Source organism: Streptomyces sp. NPDC008079 (assembly GCF_042957385.1).
Taxonomy (GTDB): domain Bacteria; phylum Actinomycetota; class Actinomycetes; order Streptomycetales; family Streptomycetaceae; genus Actinacidiphila.
Window position 1 is genome coordinate 199,139 of record NZ_JBIBIC010000006.1, and the last position, 22,893, is coordinate 222,031.

Annotated in this window: 5 protein-coding genes and 1 pseudogene; all 6 read left to right on the top strand. The window is 74.2% G+C overall.

The annotated features are described in order from the left end of the window. Positions 1–42 precede the first annotated feature (42 nt). The 6 genes and pseudogenes from ACFZAM_RS16015 (at position 43) to ACFZAM_RS16040 (ending at position 22,867) form a co-directional block, all read left to right on the top strand. A complete protein-coding gene (locus ACFZAM_RS16015; protein WP_391046711.1) occupies positions 43–5,061 on the top strand; it encodes a type I polyketide synthase in 5,019 nt (1,672 codons plus the stop codon). A 61-nt stretch (positions 5,062–5,122) separates the two neighbouring features. Then, positions 5,123–10,750 (top strand): SDR family NAD(P)-dependent oxidoreductase, encoded by a 5,628-nt coding sequence (locus tag ACFZAM_RS16020; RefSeq protein ID WP_391046450.1) that lies wholly within the window; start codon positions 5,123–5,125, stop codon positions 10,748–10,750. A 111-nt stretch (positions 10,751–10,861) separates the two neighbouring features. Beyond that, positions 10,862–17,449 (top strand): annotated as a pseudogene (locus tag ACFZAM_RS16025) (SDR family NAD(P)-dependent oxidoreductase); the annotation flags it as partial. Between the two features lie 294 nt (positions 17,450–17,743). Beyond that, positions 17,744–21,877, top strand: a complete 4,134-nt coding sequence (locus ACFZAM_RS16030) for a beta-ketoacyl synthase N-terminal-like domain-containing protein (protein ID WP_391046454.1) — start codon at positions 17,744–17,746, stop codon at positions 21,875–21,877. A 41-nt stretch (positions 21,878–21,918) separates the two neighbouring features. Continuing rightward, positions 21,919–22,083, top strand: a complete 165-nt coding sequence (locus ACFZAM_RS16035) for a hypothetical protein (RefSeq protein ID WP_391046456.1) — start codon at positions 21,919–21,921, stop codon at positions 22,081–22,083. Between the two features lie 10 nt (positions 22,084–22,093). Continuing rightward, positions 22,094–22,867 carry an alpha/beta fold hydrolase gene (locus ACFZAM_RS16040; RefSeq protein ID WP_391046457.1) on the top strand — a complete coding sequence of 258 codons (774 nt, stop codon included), beginning with the start codon at positions 22,094–22,096 and terminating at the stop codon, positions 22,865–22,867. The last annotated feature ends 26 nt before the right edge of the window (positions 22,868–22,893 follow it).

Below are 22,893 nucleotides of genomic sequence, written 5' to 3' on the forward strand. Positions count from 1 at the left end.
ACCGGTAACACGGAGGAGAGGCTTCGGGAGTACCTGAAGCGGGTGATGGCCGACTTGGGCGTCACGAAGCAGCGGCTGCGGGAGGCCGAGGCCGCCGCCCAGGAGCCGATCGCGATCGTCGGCATGGCCTGCCGCTACCCGGGCGGTGTGCGATCGCCCGAGGATCTGTGGCGGTTGGTGGACGGCGAGCGTGACGCCATCGGCCCGTTCCCCGACGACCGCGGCTGGGACCTGGCCGGACTCTTCGACCCCGACCCGGAGAGCCGTGGCACCAGTTACGTCACCGAGGGCGGATTCCTCGACGGAGCGGCCGACTTCGACCCCGCGTTCTTCGGCATCACCCCGCGCGAGGCGCTCGGCATGGACCCGCAGCAGCGGCTCATGCTGGAGATCTCCTGGGAGGCGTTCGAGCGTGCGGGCATCGACCCGCGCGCCGTGCGCGAGGAACGGGTCGGCGTCTACACCGGAATCGTCGCCAACGGATACGTGTCGCGGCTGCGGCGCACGCCCGAGCCGGTCGAGGGCTACGTCATCACCGGCACCATGTCGAGCGTCGCCGCCGGGCGGATCGCGTACACGTTCGGTCTCCAAGGGCCCGCGCTCAGCGTCGAGACGGCGTGCTCGTCGTCGCTGGTGGCCCTGCACCTGGCCGTGCAGGCGCTGCGTTCCGGCGACTGCACGATGGCGCTCGCGGGCGGCATCGCGGTCATGCCGACTCCGGACGCCTTCGTGGAGTTCAGCCGCCAGCGCGGCCTGGCGCCCGACGGCCGGATCAAGGCGTTCGCCGCCGCCGCTGACGGCACCAACTGGGCCGAAGGCGCGGGCGCGTTGCTCGTCGAGCGGCTGTCGGACGCGCGCCGCAAAGGCCACCGTGTACTGGCCGTCGTCCGTGGCACCGCGCTCAACCAGGACGGCGCCAGCAACGGACTTTCCGCCCCCAACAACCTCGCTCAGGAACGGGTGATACGCGACGCGCTCGCCGATGCCCGCCTCAGCGCCGCGGACGTGGACGTGGTCGAGGCGCACGGCACCGGCACGACGCTCGGCGACCCCATCGAGGCGCAGGCGCTGCTCGCGACGTACGGGCGGGAGCGGACCGGCGAACGGCCTTTGTGGCTGGGCTCGGTGAAGTCCAACATCGGGCACTCAGGACCCGCGGCGGGCGTGGCGGGTGTGATCAAGATGGTGCAGGCCATGCGGCACGGAGTCCTGCCGAGGACCCTGCATGTCGATGAGCCGACGCCGCATGTGGAGTGGTCCGGCGGCGGGGTGGAGCTGCTGGCGGAGGCGCGCGAGTGGGTCCGGGGCGAGGGGCGTACGCGGCGGGCGGGCGTGTCGGCCTTCGGGATCAGCGGGACGAACGCGCACGTGATCCTGGAGGAGCCGCAGGCCGCAAGCGAGGACATCGCCGAACCCGGCCCCGCCGAGGGCCCGTTGGGATCGCTCAACGTCGTTCCGTGGCCGGTGTCCGCACGGTCGGCCGCAGGGCTGCGCGGGCAGGCGGACCGGTTGGCCGCCGACCTGGCCGCTACCGCCGCAGCCGCGGACATCGGCCTCTCGCTGGCCACCACCCGCTCCGCGATGGAGCACCGCGCGGTGGTCCTGGCCGCGAACAGCACACAGGCCCTGGACGTACTCGGCGCGCTCGCGGCGGACACGCCCGCCCCCGGCCTGGTGAGCGGAGCGGTTCGCTCCGACGCGGGTCGGGTGGTGTTCGTGTTCCCTGGTCAGGGGTCGCAGTGGGCGGGGATGGCGACTGAGCTTCTGGGGTCGTCTCCGGTGTTCGGGGCGCGGTTGGCGGAGTGTGATGCTGCCCTGATGCCTTACGTGGGGTCGTCGGTGGTGGAGGCGATTCGTAGCGGGGCTCTGGACGATGTGGTCGTTGTTCAGGGGGCGTTGTGGGCGGTGATGGTGTCGCTGGCGGCGGTGTGGCGGTCGGTGGGCGTTGAGCCGGGTGCGGTGATCGGTCACAGTCAGGGTGAGATCGCCGCCGCGTGCGTGGCGGGCGCGCTTTCCGTGGAGGACGCGGCGAAGGTCGTGGCGTTGCGGGCGAAGGCCATTCGGGGGACCTTGTCCGGCAACGGCGGGATGGTGTCGGTCGCGCTGCCCGCGCAGGACGTACGGGAGCTGATCGCGCGGTGGGACGGTCGTATTTCCGTCGCGTCGGTGAACGGGCCTTCCTCCACGGTCGTTTCGGGTGAACCGCAGGCGTTGGACGACCTTCTCGCCGCATGCGAGGTCGAGGGCGTACGGGCCCGTCGTATCGATGTGGATTACGCCTCGCACTCGGCACAGGTGGACGCGATCCGTGACGAGGTCGTCCAGGCCCTGTCCGGCATCGAGCCGCAGTCGTCGCAGGTGCCGTTCTACTCGACGGTGACCGGCGGCAGGCTCGACACCACCGCGCTGGACGCCGACTACTGGGTGACCAACCTCCGCCAGGAAGTCCGTTTCGACGAGACCGTCCGGGCTCTGCTCTCCGACGGCTTCGGGTACTTCATCGAGTCCAGCCCGCACCCGGTCCTGGCTGTCGGTCTGGCCGAGACGTTCGAGGACGCGGGCTCCGACGCCGTCGCCCTGGGCACCCTCCGCCGCGACGAAGGCGGCCAGGAACGCTTCCTGACCTCCCTCGCGGAGGGTTGGGTACGCGGCCTGCCCGTCGACTGGCGGTCCGTCTTCGCCGGAACCCCCGCCCACCGCGTGGACCTCCCCACGTACGCCTTCCAGCGGCAGCGCTACTGGCTGGAGGACGACGATCCTGAGCGGGCAGCGGCGGGCGGCGCGGCGAACGCCGGGGTGCCCGATGCCGTGGAGGAGGCGTTCTGGGCGGCCGTGGACGGCGGAGACGCCGACACGGTGGCCGCTGAGCTGGGCGTCGTCACCGATCTGCCGCTGCGCGAGGCGCTGCCCGCGCTGTCCACGTGGCGCAGGCGCCGCCGTGAGGCGTCGGCGGTCGACGGCTGGCGGTACCGGATCGGCTGGCGGCCGGTCGTGTCCCCGGCGCAGGTACGGCTCACCGGCCGCTGGCTGCTGGTGCTGCCCCCGGCCGACCGGTGTCCCGCCGAATGGGCCGACCTCGCGGACGCGGCCCTGACCGGCCACGGCGCCCAGGTCGAACGGCTGCACCTCGACGCGACCGCTACAGCGGGAAGCGCCGACGCCCTCGCCGCGGAGCTGCGGTCCCGCACCGGCGGCGACACGACCGAGCGGACCACCCCCCTCACCGGCGTCCTGTCCCTGCTCGCGCTGGACGAGACGCCCGATCCCGAGCGGCCGGCGGTCACGGAGGGCCTGGCCGCCACCGTTTCCCTGGTCCAGGCCCTGGTGGCGGTGGCCGAGGAGTCCGGGACGCAGCCGACGCTGTGGTGCGCCACCCGTGGGGCGGTGTCGGTGGCGGCGGGGGACAGGACGGTCTCGGCGGCGCAGGCGCAGATCTGGGGCCTCGGCCGGGTGGTGGCGCTGGAGCACCCACTGTTGTGGGGCGGGCTGCTGGATCTTCCGGCCACGCCGCTCGCGGAGCTGTCCGATGAGGCGACGGTCCGGGTCGGCCGTGCCCTCGCCGCCGCCCTCGCCGGGATCGCCGACGAGGACCATGTGGCGCTGCGCCCGGACCTCGGCGGGCTGCTGGGCCGTCGCCTGCTGCGGGCCCCGGCCGCCGACTCGGCCGCCGTCCGCACATGGCTGCCCGAGGGTACCGTGCTGGTCACGGGCGGTACCGGCGGGATCGGCGCGCACATCGCCCGCTGGCTGGCCGGTGGCGGGGCGCCGCACCTGGTGCTGGTCAGCCGTCGCGGGGCGGACGCGCCGGGCGCCGCCGCTCTGGAGAAGGAGCTGGTGCAGGCCGGCGCACGGGTCACCTTCGCCGCCTGCGATGTCGCGGACCGCGACGCGCTCGCCGCCGTACTCGCCGCGATCCCGGCGGAGGAACCGCTGTCGGCCGTGTTCCACGCCGCGGCCGTTCTGGACGACAGCGTGGTGGCACATCTGACCCGTAATCAGATGGAACAGGTGCTGCGCGTCAAGGCCGGTGCGGCGGTGCATCTGCACGAGCTGACGCGGGACATGAACGTGTCGGCGTTCGTGCTCTGTTCGTCGTTCGGAGCGACCTTCGGCATGCCGGGACTCGGCAACTACGCGCCAGGCAACGCGTTCCTGGACGCGCTGGCCGAGCGCCGCCGCGCCGAGGGACTTCCCGCCACCTCCGTGGCATGGGGTACGTGGGCCGGTACCGGTATGGCCGCGGGGGACGTCGGTGCCCGGGGCCGCCTGGAGGGCATCCACGAGATGGCGCCTGCGCTGGCCGTGACCGCCCTCCAACAGGCGCTCGACCGCGACGAGACCGCCCCGGTGGTCATCGACCTGCGCTGGGAGCGGTTCGCGCCCGTCTTCTACGCCAAGCGCCCGACCGCGCTGTTCGCGGAGATCCCCGAGGCGGTCGCCGCACTGCGGTCCGGTGCCGCGGGCGACACGGAAGCCGCGGGGACCGGTGCGGCCACGGCGGGGGAACTGCGGTCCCGGCTGGCGGGCCGCCCGGCGGCGGAACAGGAGCGCGAGCTGGTCGAGTTGGTGCGCGGACACGCCGCGGCGGTCACCAGCCACGTCACCCTCGACGGCGCCACGGGGGAATCCGTCGACCAGGACCGGCCGTTCCGCGAGCTGGGCTTCGACTCCCTCATGGCGGTCGAACTGCGCAACCGGATCGGTACGGCGACCGGCCTGGCCCTGCCGTCGACGCTCGTCTTCGACCATCCGACGGTCGCGGTCCTCGCCCGCCACCTGCGCGAGGAACTGGGCCTCGGCGGCGAAGACACCGCCGGGACGCCGGGCCTGGCCGAACTCGACCGACTGGAAAGCGCGTTGGCGGCCGGACTGCCCGAGGGACCTGCCCGCGCGAAATTCGTCAAGCGCCTTGAGCGCCTGCTGTGGAAGGTCGGCGACGACGAGGCCGCGGACGACGAGGCACCCGAAGGCCACGGCGGGAGCGCGACGGACGAGGACGCGCTGGGCGCCGCGAGCAACGAGGAGATCTTCGCCCTGATCGACCGTGAGCTGGGCACGTGATGACCCGCTCGTTCTCTGGAAACCCCGCCCGCAGGTCCCCACGAGCCCCGGAGTGCACGCGATGACGAACCAGGCCCCGTCCACCGACGAGAAGAAGCTCCGCGACTACCTCAACAAGGTCATGACCGACCTGAGGCGCACGCAGCGGCGGCTCCGGACGGTCGAGGCGCAGAGCCACGAACCCGTCGCGGTCATCGGCATGGCCTGCCGCTATCCCGGCGGTGTCACCTCCCCCGAGGACCTGTGGGACCTCGTCGCGGGGGAGGGGGACGCGATGACCGGCTTCCCCGGTGACCGCGGCTGGGAGACCGACGACCTGAGGCTGTTCGACCCCGAGGGCGTCGAACTCGCCTGCGAGGGCGGCTTCGTGGACGGCGCGGCCGACTTCGACGCCGAGCTGTTCGGCATCTCGCCCCGCGAGGCGCTGGCCATGGACCCGCAGCAGCGGCTGGTCCTGGAGTCCGCGTACGAGGCGTTCGAGCGGGCCGGTATCGCGCCCGCCGACCTGCGCGGCAGCCGTACCGGCGTGTTCGTCGGCGCGTCCTACACCGGGTACGGCGCCGATGTCGCGCGGATACCCGAGGGCCTTGAGGGCTACACGATGACCGGGTCGGCCAACAGCGTGGTCTCCGGCCGTGTGTCCTACGCCTTCGGCCTGGAGGGCCCGGCGCTGACGGTGGACACCGCGTGCTCGTCGTCGCTGGTCGCCCTGCACCTGGCCGTGCGGTCGCTGCGCGACGGCGAGTCCGAACTCGCCCTGGCCGGAGGCGCGATGGTGATGCCGAGCCCGATGGAGTTCATCGAGTTCAGCCGCCAGCAGATGCTCGCGCCCAACGCCCGGTGCAAGGCGTTCGCCGCCGCCGCGGACGGCACCAGCTTCTCCGAGGGCGCGGGCCTGGTGCTGCTGGAGCGGCTGTCGGACGCCCGGCGCAACGGCCACCGCGTGCTGGCCGTGGTCCGCGGCACCGCGGTCAACCAGGACGGCGCGAGCAACGGCCTGACCGCCCCCAACGGCCCCTCGCAGCGCCGGGTGATCGAGGCCGCGCTCGCCGACGCCCGGCTGACCGGCGACGAGGTGGACGCGGTCGAGGCGCACGGCACCGGTACGACGCTCGGCGACCCGATCGAGGCGCAGGCACTGCTCGCCACCTACGGCAAGGACCGCCCCGCCGACCGGCCGCTGTGGCTCGGTTCGGTCAAGTCGAACATCGGGCACGCGCAGGCCGCCGCGGGTGTCGCGGGCGTGATCAAGATGGTGCAGGCCATGCGGTACGGACTGCTCCCGCGCACCCTGCACGTGGACGCGCCGACCCCCCAGGTCGACTGGTCCAGCGGTACCGTCGAGCTGCTGACCGAGGCCAGGCAGTGGCCGACCGCCGATGACCGGCCGCGCCGCGCGGGCGTCTCCGCCTTCGGCATCAGCGGCACCAACGCGCATGTCGTCCTGGAAGCCGCCACCGACTTCGCCGAGCCCGACGAGGCCGAATCCGCGGTGGACGAAGGCCCGTTGGGCCCGCTGAACGCCGTCCCGTGGCCCGTGTCGGGCCGGTCCGCCGCCGCCCTGCGCGCACAGGCCCGCCGACTGAGCGGATACGCGGGCGACTCCGACGCCCCGGACTTCGCCTCCATCGGCCGGGCGCTCGCCCTCACCCGCGCCGAGCACGAGCACCGCGCCGTCACCGTCGCCACCGACACCAAGTCGGCGCTCAGCGCGCTCGGTTCGCTGTCGGAGGGCGTCCCGGCGCCGGGTCTGGTGTCCGGTGTGGTGCGTCCGGGCTCCGGCCGGGTGGTCTTCGTCTTTCCCGGTCAGGGGTCGCAGTGGGCGGGGATGGCGATGGAGTTGCTTGCTTCGTCTCCGGTGTTCGCGGCGCGGTTGGCGGAGTGTGACGCGGCGCTGCGTCCTCACGTCGGGTCGTCGGTGGTGGAGGCGATCCGCGAGGGCGCCCTGGATGACGTGGTGGTGGTTCAGGGGGCGTTGTGGGCGGTGATGGTGTCGCTCGCCGCGGTGTGGCGTGCTGCCGGTGTCGAGCCGGGCGCGGTCATCGGTCACAGCCAGGGTGAGATCGCTGCCGCGTGCGTGGCGGGCGCGTTGTCCGTGGAGGACGCGGCGAAGGTCGTGGCGCTGCGGGCGAAGGCGATTCGCGGGACTTTGTCGGGCAACGGTGGGATGGTGTCGGTCGCGTTGCCCGCGCAGGACGTACGTGAGCTGATCGCGCGCTGGGACGGCCGGATCGGTGTGGCTTCGGTCAACGGGCCTTCGTCCACGGTGGTTTCGGGCGAGCCGGAGACGCTGGACGACGTTCTCGCCGCATGCGAGGCCGGGGGCGTACGGGCGCGTCGTATCGATGTCGACTACGCCTCGCACTCGGCACAGGTCGACGCCATCCGTGACGAGGTCGTCCAGGCCCTGTCCGGCATCGAGCCCCGGTCGTCGCAGGTGCCGTTCTACTCCACGGTCACCGGTGCCAAGCTCGACACCACCGCGCTCGATGCGGCCTATTGGGTGACCAACCTCCGCCAGGAGGTCCGTTTCGACGAGACCGTCCGGGCTCTGCTCTCCGACGGCTTCGGGTACTTCATCGAGTCCAGCCCCCACCCGGTTCTCGCAGTCGGTCTCGCCGAGACCTTCGAGGACACGGCATCGGACGCCGTCGCCCTGGGGACGCTCCGTCGCGAAGAGGGCGGCCAGGAACGCTTCCTGACGTCTCTCGCGGAGGGCTGGGTACGGGGTCTCCCCGTCGACTGGCGGTCCGTCTTCGCCGCAACCCAGGCCCACCCCGTGGACCTGCCCACCTACGCCTTCCAGCACCAGCGCTACTGGCTGGAGGGTGACGCCGCGCGCGCCGGGGACCCGAGCGGGCTCGGGCAGGAGTCCGTCGATCACCCGCTGCTGTCGGCCGCGGTCCGCGTCGCCGACGAGGACCGGATCGTGCTGACGGGCCGCCTCTCGCTGCGCACCCACCCGTGGCTGGCCGACCACAGTCTGCACGACCGTCCCGTGCTGCCCGGCGCTGTCTTCGCCGAACTCGCCCTCTACGCGGGCGAGATGGCGGGCTGCGGCCGGATCGAGACGCTGGAGCTGGCCGTGCCGCTCGCGCTGCGGGGAAAGGCCGCGGTGCACGTCCAGGTGTCCGTCGGCGCGCCCGACGAGGACGGTGGCCGCCCGCTGGCCGTGCACGCCCGCGCCGAGGACGCCGAGCCGGACGCGCCGTGGGTCAGGCACGCCACCGGCGTCCTCGTACCCGAGGAACCGGACGCGTCCGGCCCGGCCGACGAACCGGAAGGCTCCGTCTGGCCGCCCAGCGGCGCGCAGCCCGTCAGCCTCGCCTATTTCCACCGCCGGATGGCCGACCTGGGCCAGGTGTACGGCCCGGCGTTCGAGGGCCTGCGCAAGCTGTGGCGGGTCGGCCGCGAGTACTACGCCGAGATCCGGCTGCCCGAGGAACACGCCCGCGACGCGGCCCGGTTCTGCCTTCACCCGGCTCTGCTGGACGCGGCACTGCAACCCGCCCTGGTCAACCGGAACCAGAACGCCCAGTGGACGCGGTGGTCCGGCTTCTCGCTGCGCGCCGCCGGGGCGACCGCGCTCCGCGCCCACCTGCGTCCGACCGGCCAGCCCGACGAGTTCACCGCGACGTTCACCGATCCCGACGGCGGCCCGGTCGCCGTCCTGGACGCCGGGCTGCCGCAGCCGGTGACCGCCGACGAGGTGAACCACTCGGCCGCCGGCCGGCCGGACAGCCTCCACCGCGTGGAGTGGGCGCCGGTTCCCGTCTCCGGCCAGAGCGCCGACTGGCTGCTGCTCGGCCCGGTCGACGACCGGCTCACCGAAGCCCTGGAGGAGTCCGGGGCGTACCCGCAGGCGTACGACGATCTCGGCGCGCTCACCGAAGCTCTCGACGCGGGGCTTCCCGCGCCCGAACTCGTCGCCGTCAGCCATGGGGTCGGTCCGCACGAGCGGGATGACGCCTCGGCGGCCCGTGCCGCCACCGTCGACCTCCTCGCCACGGTCCAGAGCTGGCTCGCCGAGGACCGGCTGGCACCGTCCCGGCTGGTCGTCTTCACCCGGCACGCGGTCGCCGCCCGCGCCGAGGACCGGATCGGCGACCTCGTCGGCGCCGCGCTGTGGGGTCTGATCCGTTCGGCGCAGGCCGCGCACCCCGGCCGGTTCGTCCTGGTCGACGTGGACGACGACCCGGGCTCGCTGGCGCTCTTCCCCACCTCCGTACCCGCCGCTGTCGGCTCCGGTGAACCCCAACTCGCCCTGCGCGCGGGCACGGTCATGGTGCCCCGGCTCGCCCGTGCCACGTCGTCGGCGGCAGGCGGCACCCCGTGGCGGCCCGACGGCACCGTCCTGATCACCGGCGGCACCGGCGCCCTCGGCGGCCTGATCGCCCGTCACTTGGTCCAGCGGCACGGCGTACGTCATCTGCTGCTGGTCGGCCGCCGCGGCGAAGAGGCCCCCGGCGCGGCCGAGTTGCGGGATGAGTTGACCGGGTCGGGTGCCGCGACCGTCACCGTCGCCGCGTGCGACGCCGCGGACCGCGACGCGCTCGCCGCCCTTCTCGCGACCGTCCCCGAGGAACACCCGCTGACCGCCGTCCTGCACTGCGCGGGCGTGCTGTCCGACGCCTCGCTGGAACGGCTCACCGCGCAGGACATCGACCGGGTCTTCGCGCCCAAGGCCACCGCCGCCCTCCATCTGCACGATCTGACGCGCGACGCCGACCTGTCCGCGTTCGTGCTGTTCTCCTCCGCCTCCGGCGTCCTCGGCAGCATCGCCCAGGCCAACTACGCCGCCGCGAACGCCTTCGTCGACGCCCTCGCCCGGCAGCGCCGCGACCTCGGGCTGCCGGGTCAGTCCCTCGCCTGGGGCCTGTGGGCGCAGAGCAGCGCGATGGGCGCCGACGCCGACGCGGCCAAGGTCGCGCGGGCCGGGGTCCTGCCGCTGTCCGCGCGCCAGGGCACCGACCTGTTCGACGCGGCCGTCACCGATGGCGAGAGCCTGCTCGTCCCCATCCGGCTCGACACCGACGCGCTGCGCGTACGGGCCGCGTCCGGCACGCTCCCCGACCTCCTGCGCGGCCTCGTCCAGGCCGCCGCACCGGCCAGGCGCAAGGTGGAGGCACCGCGCGCGGAGACCGCGGCGGCCGACTGGTCGGCCCGGCTCGCCGGGCTGTCGCAGGCCGAACAACTGCACAGGCTGGAGGAGTTGATCCGCGGCCACGTCGCCTCGGTGCTCGGCCACGGCTCGCCCGAGGCCATCGAAACCGACCGGGCCTTCAAGGAGCTGGGATTCGACTCCCTGACCGCGCTGGAGCTGCGCAACCGTCTCCAGGCGTCCATCGGTGTCCAGTTGCCCGCCAGCATCGCCTTCGACCACCCGACCATGACCGCCGCGGCCCGCTTCATCCGCGGCCAACTCGCCCCGGGCGAAGCCGCCGAGACCGTCCCGGCCCTCGCCGAACTGGACCGACTGGAATCGGTGCTGCTGGACCTGCCGGCCGCCGACGACGAGCTGCGGCGGAAGGTCACCGCGCGGCTGCACGCCCTGGCCTCCAAATTGCAGGACGCGCGGGACCCCGGCGCCGCCCGGTCCGCCGGCAAGGCCGCCGACGACCTCGATCTCGAAGCGGCCACCGATTCCGAGCTGCTCGCCATGCTCGACGACGAACTCGACACCCCGTGACGGCGCCCACCGTACGGCTGTGACCTCACCGAACCCGAACACGAATAGGTGTGACTCCTGATGGACACCACGGTCAGCAGCGCCGGCGCCGGCCAGGTCGGCGAGGACAAGCTCCGCGAGTACCTCAAGCGCGCCACCGCCGACCTGCGCAAGGCGCGGCGCCGGGTCCGCGAGCTGGAGGACCCGCAGCCCATCGCGATCGTGGCGATGGCCTGCCGCTACCCGGGCGGCGTCGAAACCCCCGACGACCTGTGGCAGTTGGTCGCCGAGGACGGCGACGCCATCACCCCGTTCCCCGTCAACCGCGGCTGGGACCTGGACAGCCTCTACGACGCCGACCCCGACGCCGAGGGCAAGAACTACGTGCGCGAGGGCGGATTCCTGCACGACGCGGACCAGTTCGACGCCGACTTCTTCAGCGTCAACGCCCGCGAGGCCCTGATCATGGACCCGCAGCAGCGGCTCATGCTGGAGATCTCCTGGGAGGTGCTGGAGCGCGCGGGCATCGACCCGCTGTCCGTCAAGGGCAGCCGCGGCGGGGTGTTCGTCGGCGCCGCCACCGTGGACTACGTCACCGGCAACCACAAGGTGCCCGAGGGCCTCGAGGGCTACATCGGGGTCGGCTCCTTCGCCAGCGTCGTCTCCGGCCGCGTCTCCTACAGCCTCGGCCTGGAGGGTCCCGCGCTCACCGTCGACACCGCGTGCTCGTCGTCGCTGGTCGCGATGCACCTGGCGGTGCAGGCGCTGCGGTCGGGAGAGTGCTCCTTCGCCCTCGCCGGCGGTGTCGCGGTGATGCCGACACCGCAGGGCTTCATCGCGTTCAGCAGGCAGCGCGCCCTCGCGCCCGACGGCCGCTGCAAGTCCTTCGCGGGGGCGGCCGACGGCTTCGGCCCGTCCGAGGGCGCGGGCGTGCTGCTGCTGGAGCGGCTGTCGGACGCGCGGCGCCAGGGCCACCACGTGCTCGCCGTGCTCCGCGGCTCCGCCCTCAACCAGGACGGCGCCAGCAACGGGCTCACCGCCCCCAACGGCCCGTCCCAGGAGCGCGTCATCCGCGACGCCCTCGCCGACGCACGCCTGTCCGCCGACCAGGTGGACGCGGTCGAGGCCCACGGCACGGGCACCCGGCTCGGCGACCCCATCGAGGCCCAGGCCCTGCTCGCGACCTACGGGCGGAACCGCGCCGACAGCGACGCCCTCAAGCTCGGCTCCATCAAGTCCAACATCGGCCACACCGCCCACGCGGCGGGCGTGGCGGGCGTCATCAAGATGGTCCAGGCGATGCGCAACGGACTGCTGCCGCGCACCCTCCACGTCGATGAGCCGTCCCCCTTCATCGACTGGTCCGGCGGCGGAGTCGAACTTCTCACCGAGCCGCTCGAATGGAAGCGCGCCGACCGGCCGCGCCGGGCCGCCGTGTCCTCCTTCGGGATCAGCGGGACGAACGCGCACGTGATCCTGGAGGAGCCGGAGCACGACGGTGCGCAGGCCCTCGCGGAACCCGAAGTCGGCCCGGACAGGAGCCCGTTGGGGCCGCTGAGGGTCGTCCCGTGGCTCGTGTCCGGGCGGTCGGCGGACGCGCTGCGCGACCAGGCCGAACGGCTCGCGCACCACGTCGGCGACAGCTCCCGCCCGGCCGACGTCGGGCTGTCGCTCGCCACGTCACGGGCCGCCCTGGAGCACCGCGGCGTGGCGCTCGCCACGGAGGCGCACCAGGCGCGGGGCCTGCTGGGGTCTGTCGCGGAGGGTGTCGCGGCCTCGGGTGTGGTGTCCGGTGTGGTGCGTCCGGGTGCGGGTCGGGTGGTTTTCGTCTTCCCTGGTCAGGGGTCGCAGTGGGCGGGGATGGCTACGGAGTTGCTTGCCTCGTCTCCGGTGTTCGCGGCGCGGCTATCGGAGTGTGACGCGGCGCTGCGTCCTTACGTGGGTTCGTCTGTGGTGGAGGCGATTCGCGAGGGCGCTCTGGACGATGTGGTGGTGGTTCAGGGTGCGTTGTGGGCGGTGATGGTGTCGCTCGCCGAGGTGTGGCGTGCTGCCGGTGTCGAGCCGGGTGCGGTGATCGGTCACAGCCAGGGGGAGATCGCCGCCGCGTGCGTCGCTGGCGCGTTGTCGGTGGAGGACGCCGCGAAGGTCGTGGCGCTGCGGGCGAAGGCCATTCGCGGAACCTTGTCCGGCAACGGCGGAATGGTCTCCGTCGCCCTCCCTGCGGAAGCGGTGCGGGAGCAGATCGCGCGCTTCGAGGGGCGGATATCCGTCGCCTCAGTGAACGGCCCGTCGTCCACGGTCGTCTCCGGTGAGCCGGAGACGCTGGACGACCTCCTCGCCGGATGCGAGGCCGGGGGCGTACGGGCGCGTCGTATCGATGTCGACTACGCCTCGCACTCGGCACAGGTCGATGCCATACGCGACGAGGTAGTTGAAGCCCTGTCGGGCATCGAGCCCCGGTCGTCGCAGGTGCCGTTCTACTCCACGGTCACCGGCGGCAAGCTCGACACCACCGCGCTGGACGCCGACTACTGGGTGACCAACCTCCGCCAAGAGGTCCGTTTCGACGAGACCGTCCGGGCCCTGCTCTCGGACGGCTTCGGGTACTTCATCGAGTCCAGCCCCCACCCGGTTCTCGCAGTCGGTCTCGCGGAGACCTTCGAGGACGCCGGGTCCGACGCCGTCGCCCTGGGCACCCTGCGTCGCGAAGAGGGCGGCCAGGAACGCTTCCTGACCTCCCTCGCCGAAGGCTGGGTACGCGGCTTGCCTGTCGACTGGCGGTCCGTCTTCGCCGCAACCCCCGCCCACCGTGTGGACCTGCCCACGTACGCCTTCCAGCACCAGCACTACTGGCTCGCCGAGGGCTACAAGAACTCCGGCGACGCCTCCGACCTCGGGCTCGAAGCCGCCGGACACCCGTTGCTGGGCGCCGCGTTGCCGGTCGCGGGCGCGGACCGGCTGCTGCTGACCGGGCGGCTGTCGACCGCCACCCACCCCTGGCTGGCCGACCACCGGGTGGGCGGCCGGCTGCTGCTGCCCGGTACCGCTTTCGTGGAGCTGGCGCTGCACGCCGCCGACCTCGCGGGCTGCGGCACGGTGGCGGAACTGACCCTCGGCAGCCCGCTGGTGCTGCCCGAACGGGGCAACGTCCAGGTGCAGTTGTCCGTCGCCGCGCCCGACCCGCGGGGCCGCCGCGAGTTGGAGGTGCACGCCCGGCCCGAGGGCGGTGAGACCCCCGCGGAGTGGACGCGGCACGCCACCGCCACGCTCGCGCCCGCCGCCGACGCGGCGGAGGGCGGTGCCGACGCCGCGCTGGGCGGGACCGCGTGGCCGCCGCCGGGCGCCGTGGCCGCCGACACCGAGGGGATGTACGAGCGGGCGCGGGAGTCCGTCTACGCCTTCGGCCCGGCCTTCCAGGGGCTGCGGTCCGCTTGGCGGCTCGGCGACGCCGTCTACGCCGAGGCCGCGCTGCCGGTCGAACTCCACCAGGACGCGGGCAGGTTCGGCGTCCACCCGGCACTGCTGGACGCGGCGCTGCACGCCACCGGCTTCGGCGACTTCCTCGATTCCTCGGCCACCTATCTGCCGTTCGCCTGGCGTGACGTGACGCTGCACGCGGTCGGTGCCGGGGCCGTGCGGGTGCGGGTCACGGCGGCCGAGGGGCAGGACAGCCTGCGGCTGACGCTCGCCGACGCGGACGGCGCCCCGGTGCTGTCCGTCGGCTCGCTGGTGATGCGGCCGGTCAGCGCGGCTCAGTTGGACGCGGCGGGTCCGGACGCCGACGCGGACATCAAGGACGCGCTGTTCCAACTCGACTGGCAGCGGCTCCCGTTGGACGCGGGCGCGCCGACCGGCGCGGGCTGGGCCGTACTCGGCGACGACGTCCACGGTCTGCTGCCCGCTCTGCGCGCGGTGGACGCCGTGGCCGAAGTCCGCACCGGCCCAGTCGAATTGGCCGCCGCGATCGCCGAGGGCGCGCCCGCGCCCGGCCTGGCCCTGCTGTCGTTCGGTACGCCGAAGCCCGGCGGCGACCTCGCGGCCACCACCCGTGACGTCGTCACCGACGCGCTCGCCCTGCTCCAGGAGTGGCTGGCCGACGACCGGCTGCGGGGCACCCGCCTGGCGCTGGTGACCCGGCGGGCGGTCGCCGCGGCCGAGGACGAGGACGTCGAGGACCTGGCGCACGCCGCGCTCTGGGGGCTGCTGCGGTCGGCGCAGGCCGAGAACCCGGGCCGGTTCCTGCTGCTCGACCTCGACGGCCGCGACGAGTCCCGGCTGCGCGTCGGCGCCGCCCTCAACAGCGCGATCGCCGCCGACGAGCAGCAGATCGCGCTGCGCGTCGGGGTGGCCACCGTGCCGCGCCTCGCCCCGGCCGACACCACCCGCCTGCTGCGCCCGCCGGCCGGCGCCGCGGCCTGGCGGCTCGACACCACCGCGCCCGGCACCCTGGACGCACTCGCGCTGATTCCGCACCCCGAGGCGCTGGCACCGCTGGAGGAGGGGCAGGTACGCGTATCGGTCCGCGCGGCCGGTGTGAACTTCCGTGACGTGCTGGTGAGCCTCGGCATGGTGCCGGGCCAGGCCCGGCTCGGCAGCGAGGGCGCGGGCCTGATCACCGAGGTCGGGCCCGGCGTTGCCGAGTTGGCCGTCGGAGACCGGGTGATGGGCCTGCTGCACGACCCGTTCGGACCGTACTCGGTCACCGACCAGCGGCTGGTGGTGCGGATACCGCGCGGCCTGTCCTTCGAGCAGGCGGCGGGCGTGCCCGCGGTGTTCCTGACCGCCTGGTTCGGGCTCGCGGACCTCGCGGGCCTCGCCGAGGGACAGCGGCTGCTGGTGCACGCCGCGACCGGCGGCGTCGGCATGGCCGCGGCCCAACTCGCCCGCTACTGGGGCGCGGAGGTCTTCGCCACGGCCAGCGAGGGCAAGTGGGACACGCTCCACCGGATGGGCTTCGAGGAGTCCCGGATCGCCTCCAGCCGCACCCTGGAGTTCGAGGAGAAGTTCCTCGCGGCCACCCACGGGCACGGCATGGACGTCGTACTCAACTCGCTGGCGCAGGAGTTCATCGACGCCTCACTGCGGCTGCTGCCCGAGGGCGGCACATTCCTGGAACTGGGCAAGACCGATCCGCGCGACGCGGACACGGTCGCCGCCGACCACCCCGGGGTGGCGTACCGCCGCTACGACCTGATCGACGCGGGCGCCGACCGGATCGCGGAGATCCTCGGCAAGCTCGTCGCGCTCTTCGAACGCCGTATCCTGCGCCCGCTGCCGGTCCGCACCTGGGACGTGCGCCGCGCGCCCGAGGCGTTCCGGCTGATGAGCCAGGCCAAGCACACCGGCAAGCTGGTGCTGACCGTGCCCAAGCCGCTCGACCCGGACGGCACGGTGCTGGTCACCGGAGGCACCGGCACCCTCGGCTCGATCGCCGCCCGGCACCTGGTCACCGCATGGGGCGTACGGCACCTGCTGCTGACCAGCCGACGCGGTCCCGACGCCCCCGGCGCCGTACAACTGCGCGCGGAACTCCTGGAGTCGGGCGCCGAGAGCGTCACCGTCACCGCGTGCGACGCGGCGGACCGCGACGCGCTCGCCGCCGTACTGAACGCCGTCCCGGCCGACCGCCCGCTGACCGCCGTCGTGCACACCGCCGGTGTCCTGGACGACGGGATGGTCGGCTCGCTGACCTCCGAACAGGTCGACGGGGTGCTGCGGCCCAAGGTGGACGCGGTGGTCAACCTCGCCGACCTGACGAGGGAGTCGGACCTGGCCGAGGTCGTGCTGTACTCGGCGGGCGCCGGTGTGCTCGGCAACCCCGGACAGGCCAACTACGCCGCCGCGAACGCGTTCCTGGACGCGTACGCGCACCATCGCCGCGCCCACGGTCAGCCCGCGCTCTCCCTGGCCTGGGGTTACTGGTCGGAGGTCAGCGAGCTGACCGGACGGCTGGACGAGCAGCAGGTCGCCCGGATGACCGGCTCCGGTGTGCTGCCGATCGACGCCCGGCGCGGCATGGCCCTGCTCGACGCGGCGCGCGGTACGGGCACGGCCCTGGCCGTCCCGACCCGGCTGCACCTGCCGACGCTGCGCGACCAGGCCGGGCAGGCGCCGGTGCCCGGCATGCTGCGCGCACTGGTCGCGGGCGGCAGGCCCGCGGGACGCCGGGCCGCCGCCCGCTCCACCGCCCCGGTGGAGGCGCGCTCGCTCGCCGCGAAACTGGCCGGGCGGCCCGCGGCCGAGCAGCGCGAGCACCTGCTCGATCTGGTCCGCTCGCACGCCTCCGCGGTGCTCGGGCTCAGCGGCACCGACCCGGTCGGGCCGTCGCGTGCCTTCAAGGACCTGGGCGTCGACTCGCTCACCGCGGTGGAGCTGCGCAACCGGCTCAACGCCGCGACCGGCCTGACACTCCCCAGCACCCTGGTCTTCGACTGCCCGTCCCCGTCCGCGCTCGCCGCCCGGCTCCACGAAGAGCTGGTGGAGGGCTCCGCCGATGTCGCGGGACCCCCTTCGGCCGACTCCGAGGAGGCCAGGATCCGCGGACTGCTGGCCACCGTCCCCTTCGCCCGGCTCCGCGCCGCCGGCGTCCTGGACACGCTGCTGCGGCTGGCCGACACACCCGACGCGCCCGAGGAACCCGAGGCGCGGGAGGAGCGGCGCGAGGCCATCGCCGACATGGACGTCGACGACCTGGTGCGCGCCGCGCTGGGCGAGCGGTGACGGCGTGCGCCCGGTACGTACGGCAGCGGTCGGCACGGCAGCGGTTCGTACAGCAGCGGTCGGTACGGCACCGGACCGCACGGACCGGGTTCGCCCCTCGACCCGCGGTACGGAGCCGGACCGCGGGGCACCGGGGGCCGTGGCAGGAGCGGTACCGGTTCTGAACGCCCGAGCAGCCGCCCGGAGCCGGCCGACGCGAGAGCCGAGCCCGGGGCCCCGGCCCACCGGAGATCACGACACGCGGCGCGAGCGGCGCCGGGCCCCACGGAAGTCCCAGCAGAAACGGAGTCACTGATGGCCATGGAGACCGGACGCATCGTCGAGGCGCTGCGCGCGGCCCTCACCGAGACGGAACGGCTGCGCGAGGAGAACCAGCGGCTGCTGTCGGCGGCCACCGAGCCCCTGGCCGTCGTCGGGATGGCCTGTCGCTTCCCCGGCGGCGCGGACACCCCGGAGAAGCTGTGGGAGGCGCTGGAGTCCGGCCGGGACATGATGACCGACATCCCGGACGACCGCGGGTGGGACCTGGGCATGCTGCTCGGCGACGGCGACACCCCCGGCGCCTCGATCGCCCGCCAGGGCGGCTTCCTCACCGACCTGCCGCGCTTCGACGCCGAGTTCTTCGGCATCTCGCCGCGCGAGGCGCTGGCCATGGACCCGCAGCAGCGGCTCGCCCTGGAGGTGTCCTGGGCGGCGGTCGAGAACGCCAGGATCGACCCGCACTCCCTGAAGGGCAGTGCGACCGGCGTCTTCCTCGGCGTCTCCTACGCGGGCTACGGCACCGACGCCGAGGAGCTGCCGCCGCAGATCATGGGCTACCAGCTCACCGGTAACGCCAGCAGCGTGGCGTCCGGCCGGATCGCGTACGTCATGGGCCTGGAGGGGCCCGCGGTCTCCATCGACACCGCCTGCTCCTCGTCGCTGGTCGCGCTGCACCAGGCGTCGCAGGCGCTGCGCTCGGGCGACTGCGCCATGGCCCTGGTCGGCGGCGCGAGCGTGATGCCCACCCCCACCCTCTTCATCGAGTTCACCCACCAGCGCGGACTCGCCGCCGACGGCCGCATCAAGGCGTTCGCCGCCGCCGCCGACGGATTCGCCTGGGCCGAGGGCGCCGGCGCGATCGTCGTGGAACGCCTGTCGGACGCGCGCCGCAACGGCCACCGGGTGCACGCGGTGATCCGCGGCTCCGCGATCAACCAGGACGGTGCCAGCAACGGCCTGGCCGCGCCCAGCAGCCGCGCGCAGGCCAAGGTGATCCGCGCCGCGCTGCGCAACGCCGGGCTGTCCGCGCACGAGGTCGACATCGTGGAGGCGCACGGCTCCGGCACGACGCTCGGCGACCCCATCGAGGCCAGCGCGCTGCTGGCCACGTACGGTCAGGAGCGGCCCGCCGACCAGCCGCTGCGGCTCGGTTCCATCAAGTCCAACTTCGGGCACACCGGGGCCGCCGCGGGCATCGCCGGGGTGCTCAAGATGGTGCTGGCGATCAGCAACGGCGCGATGCCGAAGTCCCTGCACATCGACGCCCCGACGCCCGCCGTCGACTGGGACTCCGGTGCGGTGCGGCTGCTCACCGAGACCATCGCGTGGCCCGAGGCCAAGCCCGCCGACGAGTCGGGGCACCAGCCGCGACCGCGCCGCGGCGCCGTGTCCGGCTTCGGCATCAGCGGCACCAATGTGCACGCGATCTTCGAACAGGCCCCCGCGGAACTCGCGCATCCGGCCCCGCCGACCGGCGTACGCGCTCCTGCGGCGGCCGGTGAAGGGACCGTCGGAGAAGGGACCGCCGATGCCAATGCCGACGCCGCGGCCTCCCCCGCCGTGCCCGTCCTGCTGCCCGTCTCGGGCGACGGCAGCCGCGCGCTGCGCGCCCAGGCCGCCCGGCTCGCGGACCACCTCACCGACCGGCCCGAGCTCGCGGTGGCCGACGTCGGCTACTCCCTCGCCACCACCCGCGCGGAACTCACCGCCCGCGGCACGGTCCTGGCCGCCGACCGCGAGGAGGCGCTGCGCGGACTGCGGGCGCTCGCCGACGGCGTGCCCGACCCGGACGCGGCCGTCGGGCCGCCGTCCGCGAGCGGTCGCCCGGCCTTCCTCTTCACCGGCCAGGGCGCACAGCGCGCGGGCGCGGGACAGGAGCTGTACGCCACCTTCCCGGCGTACGCGGCGGCCTTCGACGCCGCCTGCGCGGCGCTGGACCCACACCTCGAACGGCCCTTGCGCGAGCTGGCGTTCGCGGCGCCCGGATCGACGGACGCGGCCCTGCTGGACGAGACCCGGTACACCCAGCCGGTGACCTTCGCCGTCCAGGTCGCGCTGTACCGGCTGCTGGAATCGTGGGGCGTGCGGCCCGGCCACCTCATCGGCCACTCGGTCGGCGAGCTGTCCGCCGCGCACCTGGCCGGGGTGCTGTCGCTGACCGAGGCGGCCGAACTGGTCGCCGCGCGCGGGCGGTTGATGGGCGACCTGCCGCCCGGCGGCGCGATGGCCGCGATCCAGGCGTCCGAGGCCGAACTGGCGCCGATGCTCGCCGGACGCGACCACGAGGTGTCGCTCGGCGCGGTCAACGGCCCCCGGGCCGTGGTCGTCTCCGGGGACGAGGCCGCGGTGGACGAACTCGTCGCGCACTGGGCCGAGCGGGGCCGCAAGACCCGGCGGCTGGCGATCAGCATCGCCTCCCACTCCACGCGGATGGACCCGATCCTGGACGCCTTCAGGGACCTGGCCGCGACGATGACCTTCGCCGAACCGGAGATCCCCGTGCTCTCCAACGTCACCGGCACGATCGCCGGGCCCGGCGAGCTGACCTCACCGGACTACTGGGCCCGCCACATCCGTTCGGCCGTCCGGTTCCTCGACGGCATGCGGACGATGGCCGCCGCGGGTGTGACCACCTACGTCGAGCTGGGCCCCGACTCCGCGCTCAGCTCCATGGCGCGCGACAGCCTGGGGGAGGCCGCCGCGGGCGCCGTCGTCGTCCCGGCGCTGCGCCGCGACCGGCCGGAGGCCCGCACGCTGCTCGCCGCGGTCGCCGCGGTGCAGACCCGCGGCGTCCGGCCCGACTGGGAGGCGGTGTTCGCGGGCATCGGCGCCCGCGTCGTCGACCTGCCCACCTACGCGTTCCAAGGCGCCGGTTACTGGCTCGGCGCTACGGGCGCCACGGGCGCCACGGGCGCGACGCGCCGGACCGCCACCTTCCCGGCCCCTTCCGTCAGCGCCGCGCCCGCCGCGGAACCGGCGGCGCCGCAGGAGTCCGGCACCTTCCGGGAACGGCTCGCCGGGCTCGGCCCCGACGAGCGGCCGGCCGAACTGCTGCGCGTGGTACGCCTCCAGGTCGCCCGGGTGCTCGGTCACCCGTCGGGCGAGCACGTCGACCCGGACCGCGAACTGTCCACCCTCGGCTTCGACTCGCTGTCCGCCGTCGAACTGTCCACCACGCTCAGCGCCGTCACCGGCATCGCGCTGCCCAGCACCCTGGTCTTCGACCACGCCAGCGTCGACGCGCTCGCCGCCCACCTCGACCGCGAACTCGGCGACGCCGCCGCGGGATCCGCCGACCCGGCGGCGCCCGCCGTGCGCTCGGCCGAGGGCCTGAGCGGCCTGTTCGAACGCGCCGTGGAACTCGGCCGGGGCGAGGAGGCGCACGACCTGCTCGCCCGGTTCGCCGACTACCGGGCCCAGTTCACCACCACCGCCGAACTGACCCGCCCCCTGCGGACGGTGAAGCTCGCCGACGGCCCGGACGAGCCGCTGCTGATCTGCTTCCCGACCTTCATCTGGCGGCAGAACTTCCACCAGTACGCGCGGTTCGCCGCCGGCCTCGGCGGACGGCGCGCCACCACCGTCGTGGGCCTGCCCGGCTTCGTGTCCGGCGAGGAACTGCCCTTCTCCGTCGACTCGTTGACCGAGGCGCTGGCACAGGCGGCCCAACAGGCCGCCGGGGGACGGCGGTTCGCGGTCCTCGGCTACTCGGGCGGCGGCAACATCGCCGCCGTCACCGCTGCCCGACTGGCGGCGGACGGACACGCCCCGGCCGGACTCGTACTCATCGACACGCCGACCTGGGGCGGCGGGCACGGGCTCGGCGCCGACTGGACGGACACCTTGCAGAATTCGCTGCGCGAGCGCCGGGAGGTCGTGGAGACCTCCGCCGACGACGCGGGCGAGGCATGGCTCACCGCCCGCGCCCGCTACGCCGGGTTCGACTACGGCCTCGACGCCCTCACCGCGCCCACGCTGCTGGTACGGGCGAGCGAACCGATCGGCGGCCACCAGGGCGGTGCGGCCGAGGGCTGGCGGGTCGACTGGGCGCTGCCGCACGACACCGTCGACGTGCCGGGCGACCACTTCTCGATGATCGAGGCCGAGCACGCCGCGGCCACCGCGGCGGCCGTGGACGGCTGGCTGTCCGCCCTCGACCCCGACTGACGCGCCCGCGGCGCCGGCCGGAAGGACCTCCGGCCGACGCCGTGCCCGGACCCCGATCCGGCGCGGCGGCCCCGCGCGGGCGCGACGGCAGACCCGGCATCCCGTGGCCCCGCGCGGGTGCCACAGGAGACCTGGCCGCCACCGGCATCCACCCCCGTACGCCCACCGCTCCATCCGTCGTCGCCGAACCGGCCCGGCGGCGCTGAGGAGGAAACCATGACCGCCTGGGACCTGAAGACCGGTCCGTGGATCACCCGTTACACGCCCGCGGCGCCCGGTCCCGGCGCGGTGCAGCTCGTCTGCCTGCCGCACGCCGGGGGATCGGCGACCTTCTTCAAGCCGCTGAGCGCGCACATGCCGCCCGGCGTGGAGGTGCTGGCCGCCCAGTACCCCGGTCGGCAGGAGCGGCGCAACGAGCCCTGCACCGAGGACATCGGACGCCTCGCCGACGCCGTCGCCGACGCGCTCGGGCACCTGCCCGACACCGCTCCGCTGGCGCTCTTCGGACACAGCATGGGCGCCCTGGTCGGCTGGGAGGTGGCCCGCCGCCTGGAGGCGGGCGGCAGGACCCGCCCCGTGGCGCTGATCGCCTCCGGGCGGGGAGCGCCCGCCGCGCACCGCAACGCGCACCTGGGCCGCCGCAGCGACGCCGAACTCGTCGCCGACCTCACCGCGTTGAGCGGCACCGCGGGCGCGCTGCTCGCGGACCCGGGCATCCTCGCCATGGTCCTGCCGGTGCTGCGCGGCGACTACCGCGCGCTGGACGCCTTCGCCTACCGCCCCGGCGTGCCGCTGCGCTGCCCGATCAGCGTGTTCCTCGGCGAGGACGACCCCTGGGCGCGCGGTGCGGACGCCGAGGGGTGGCGCCGGGAGACCACGGGCGGGACGTCCTTCCGGCGCTTCCCCGGCGGCCACTTCTACCTGGCCGAGCAGTGGCCCGCCGTGGCCACGGCCGTCGCCGCCTGCCTCGGCCGGGTCCCCGCGTCATGAGCCGGCCGTCTGCCGGGAGACGGCCG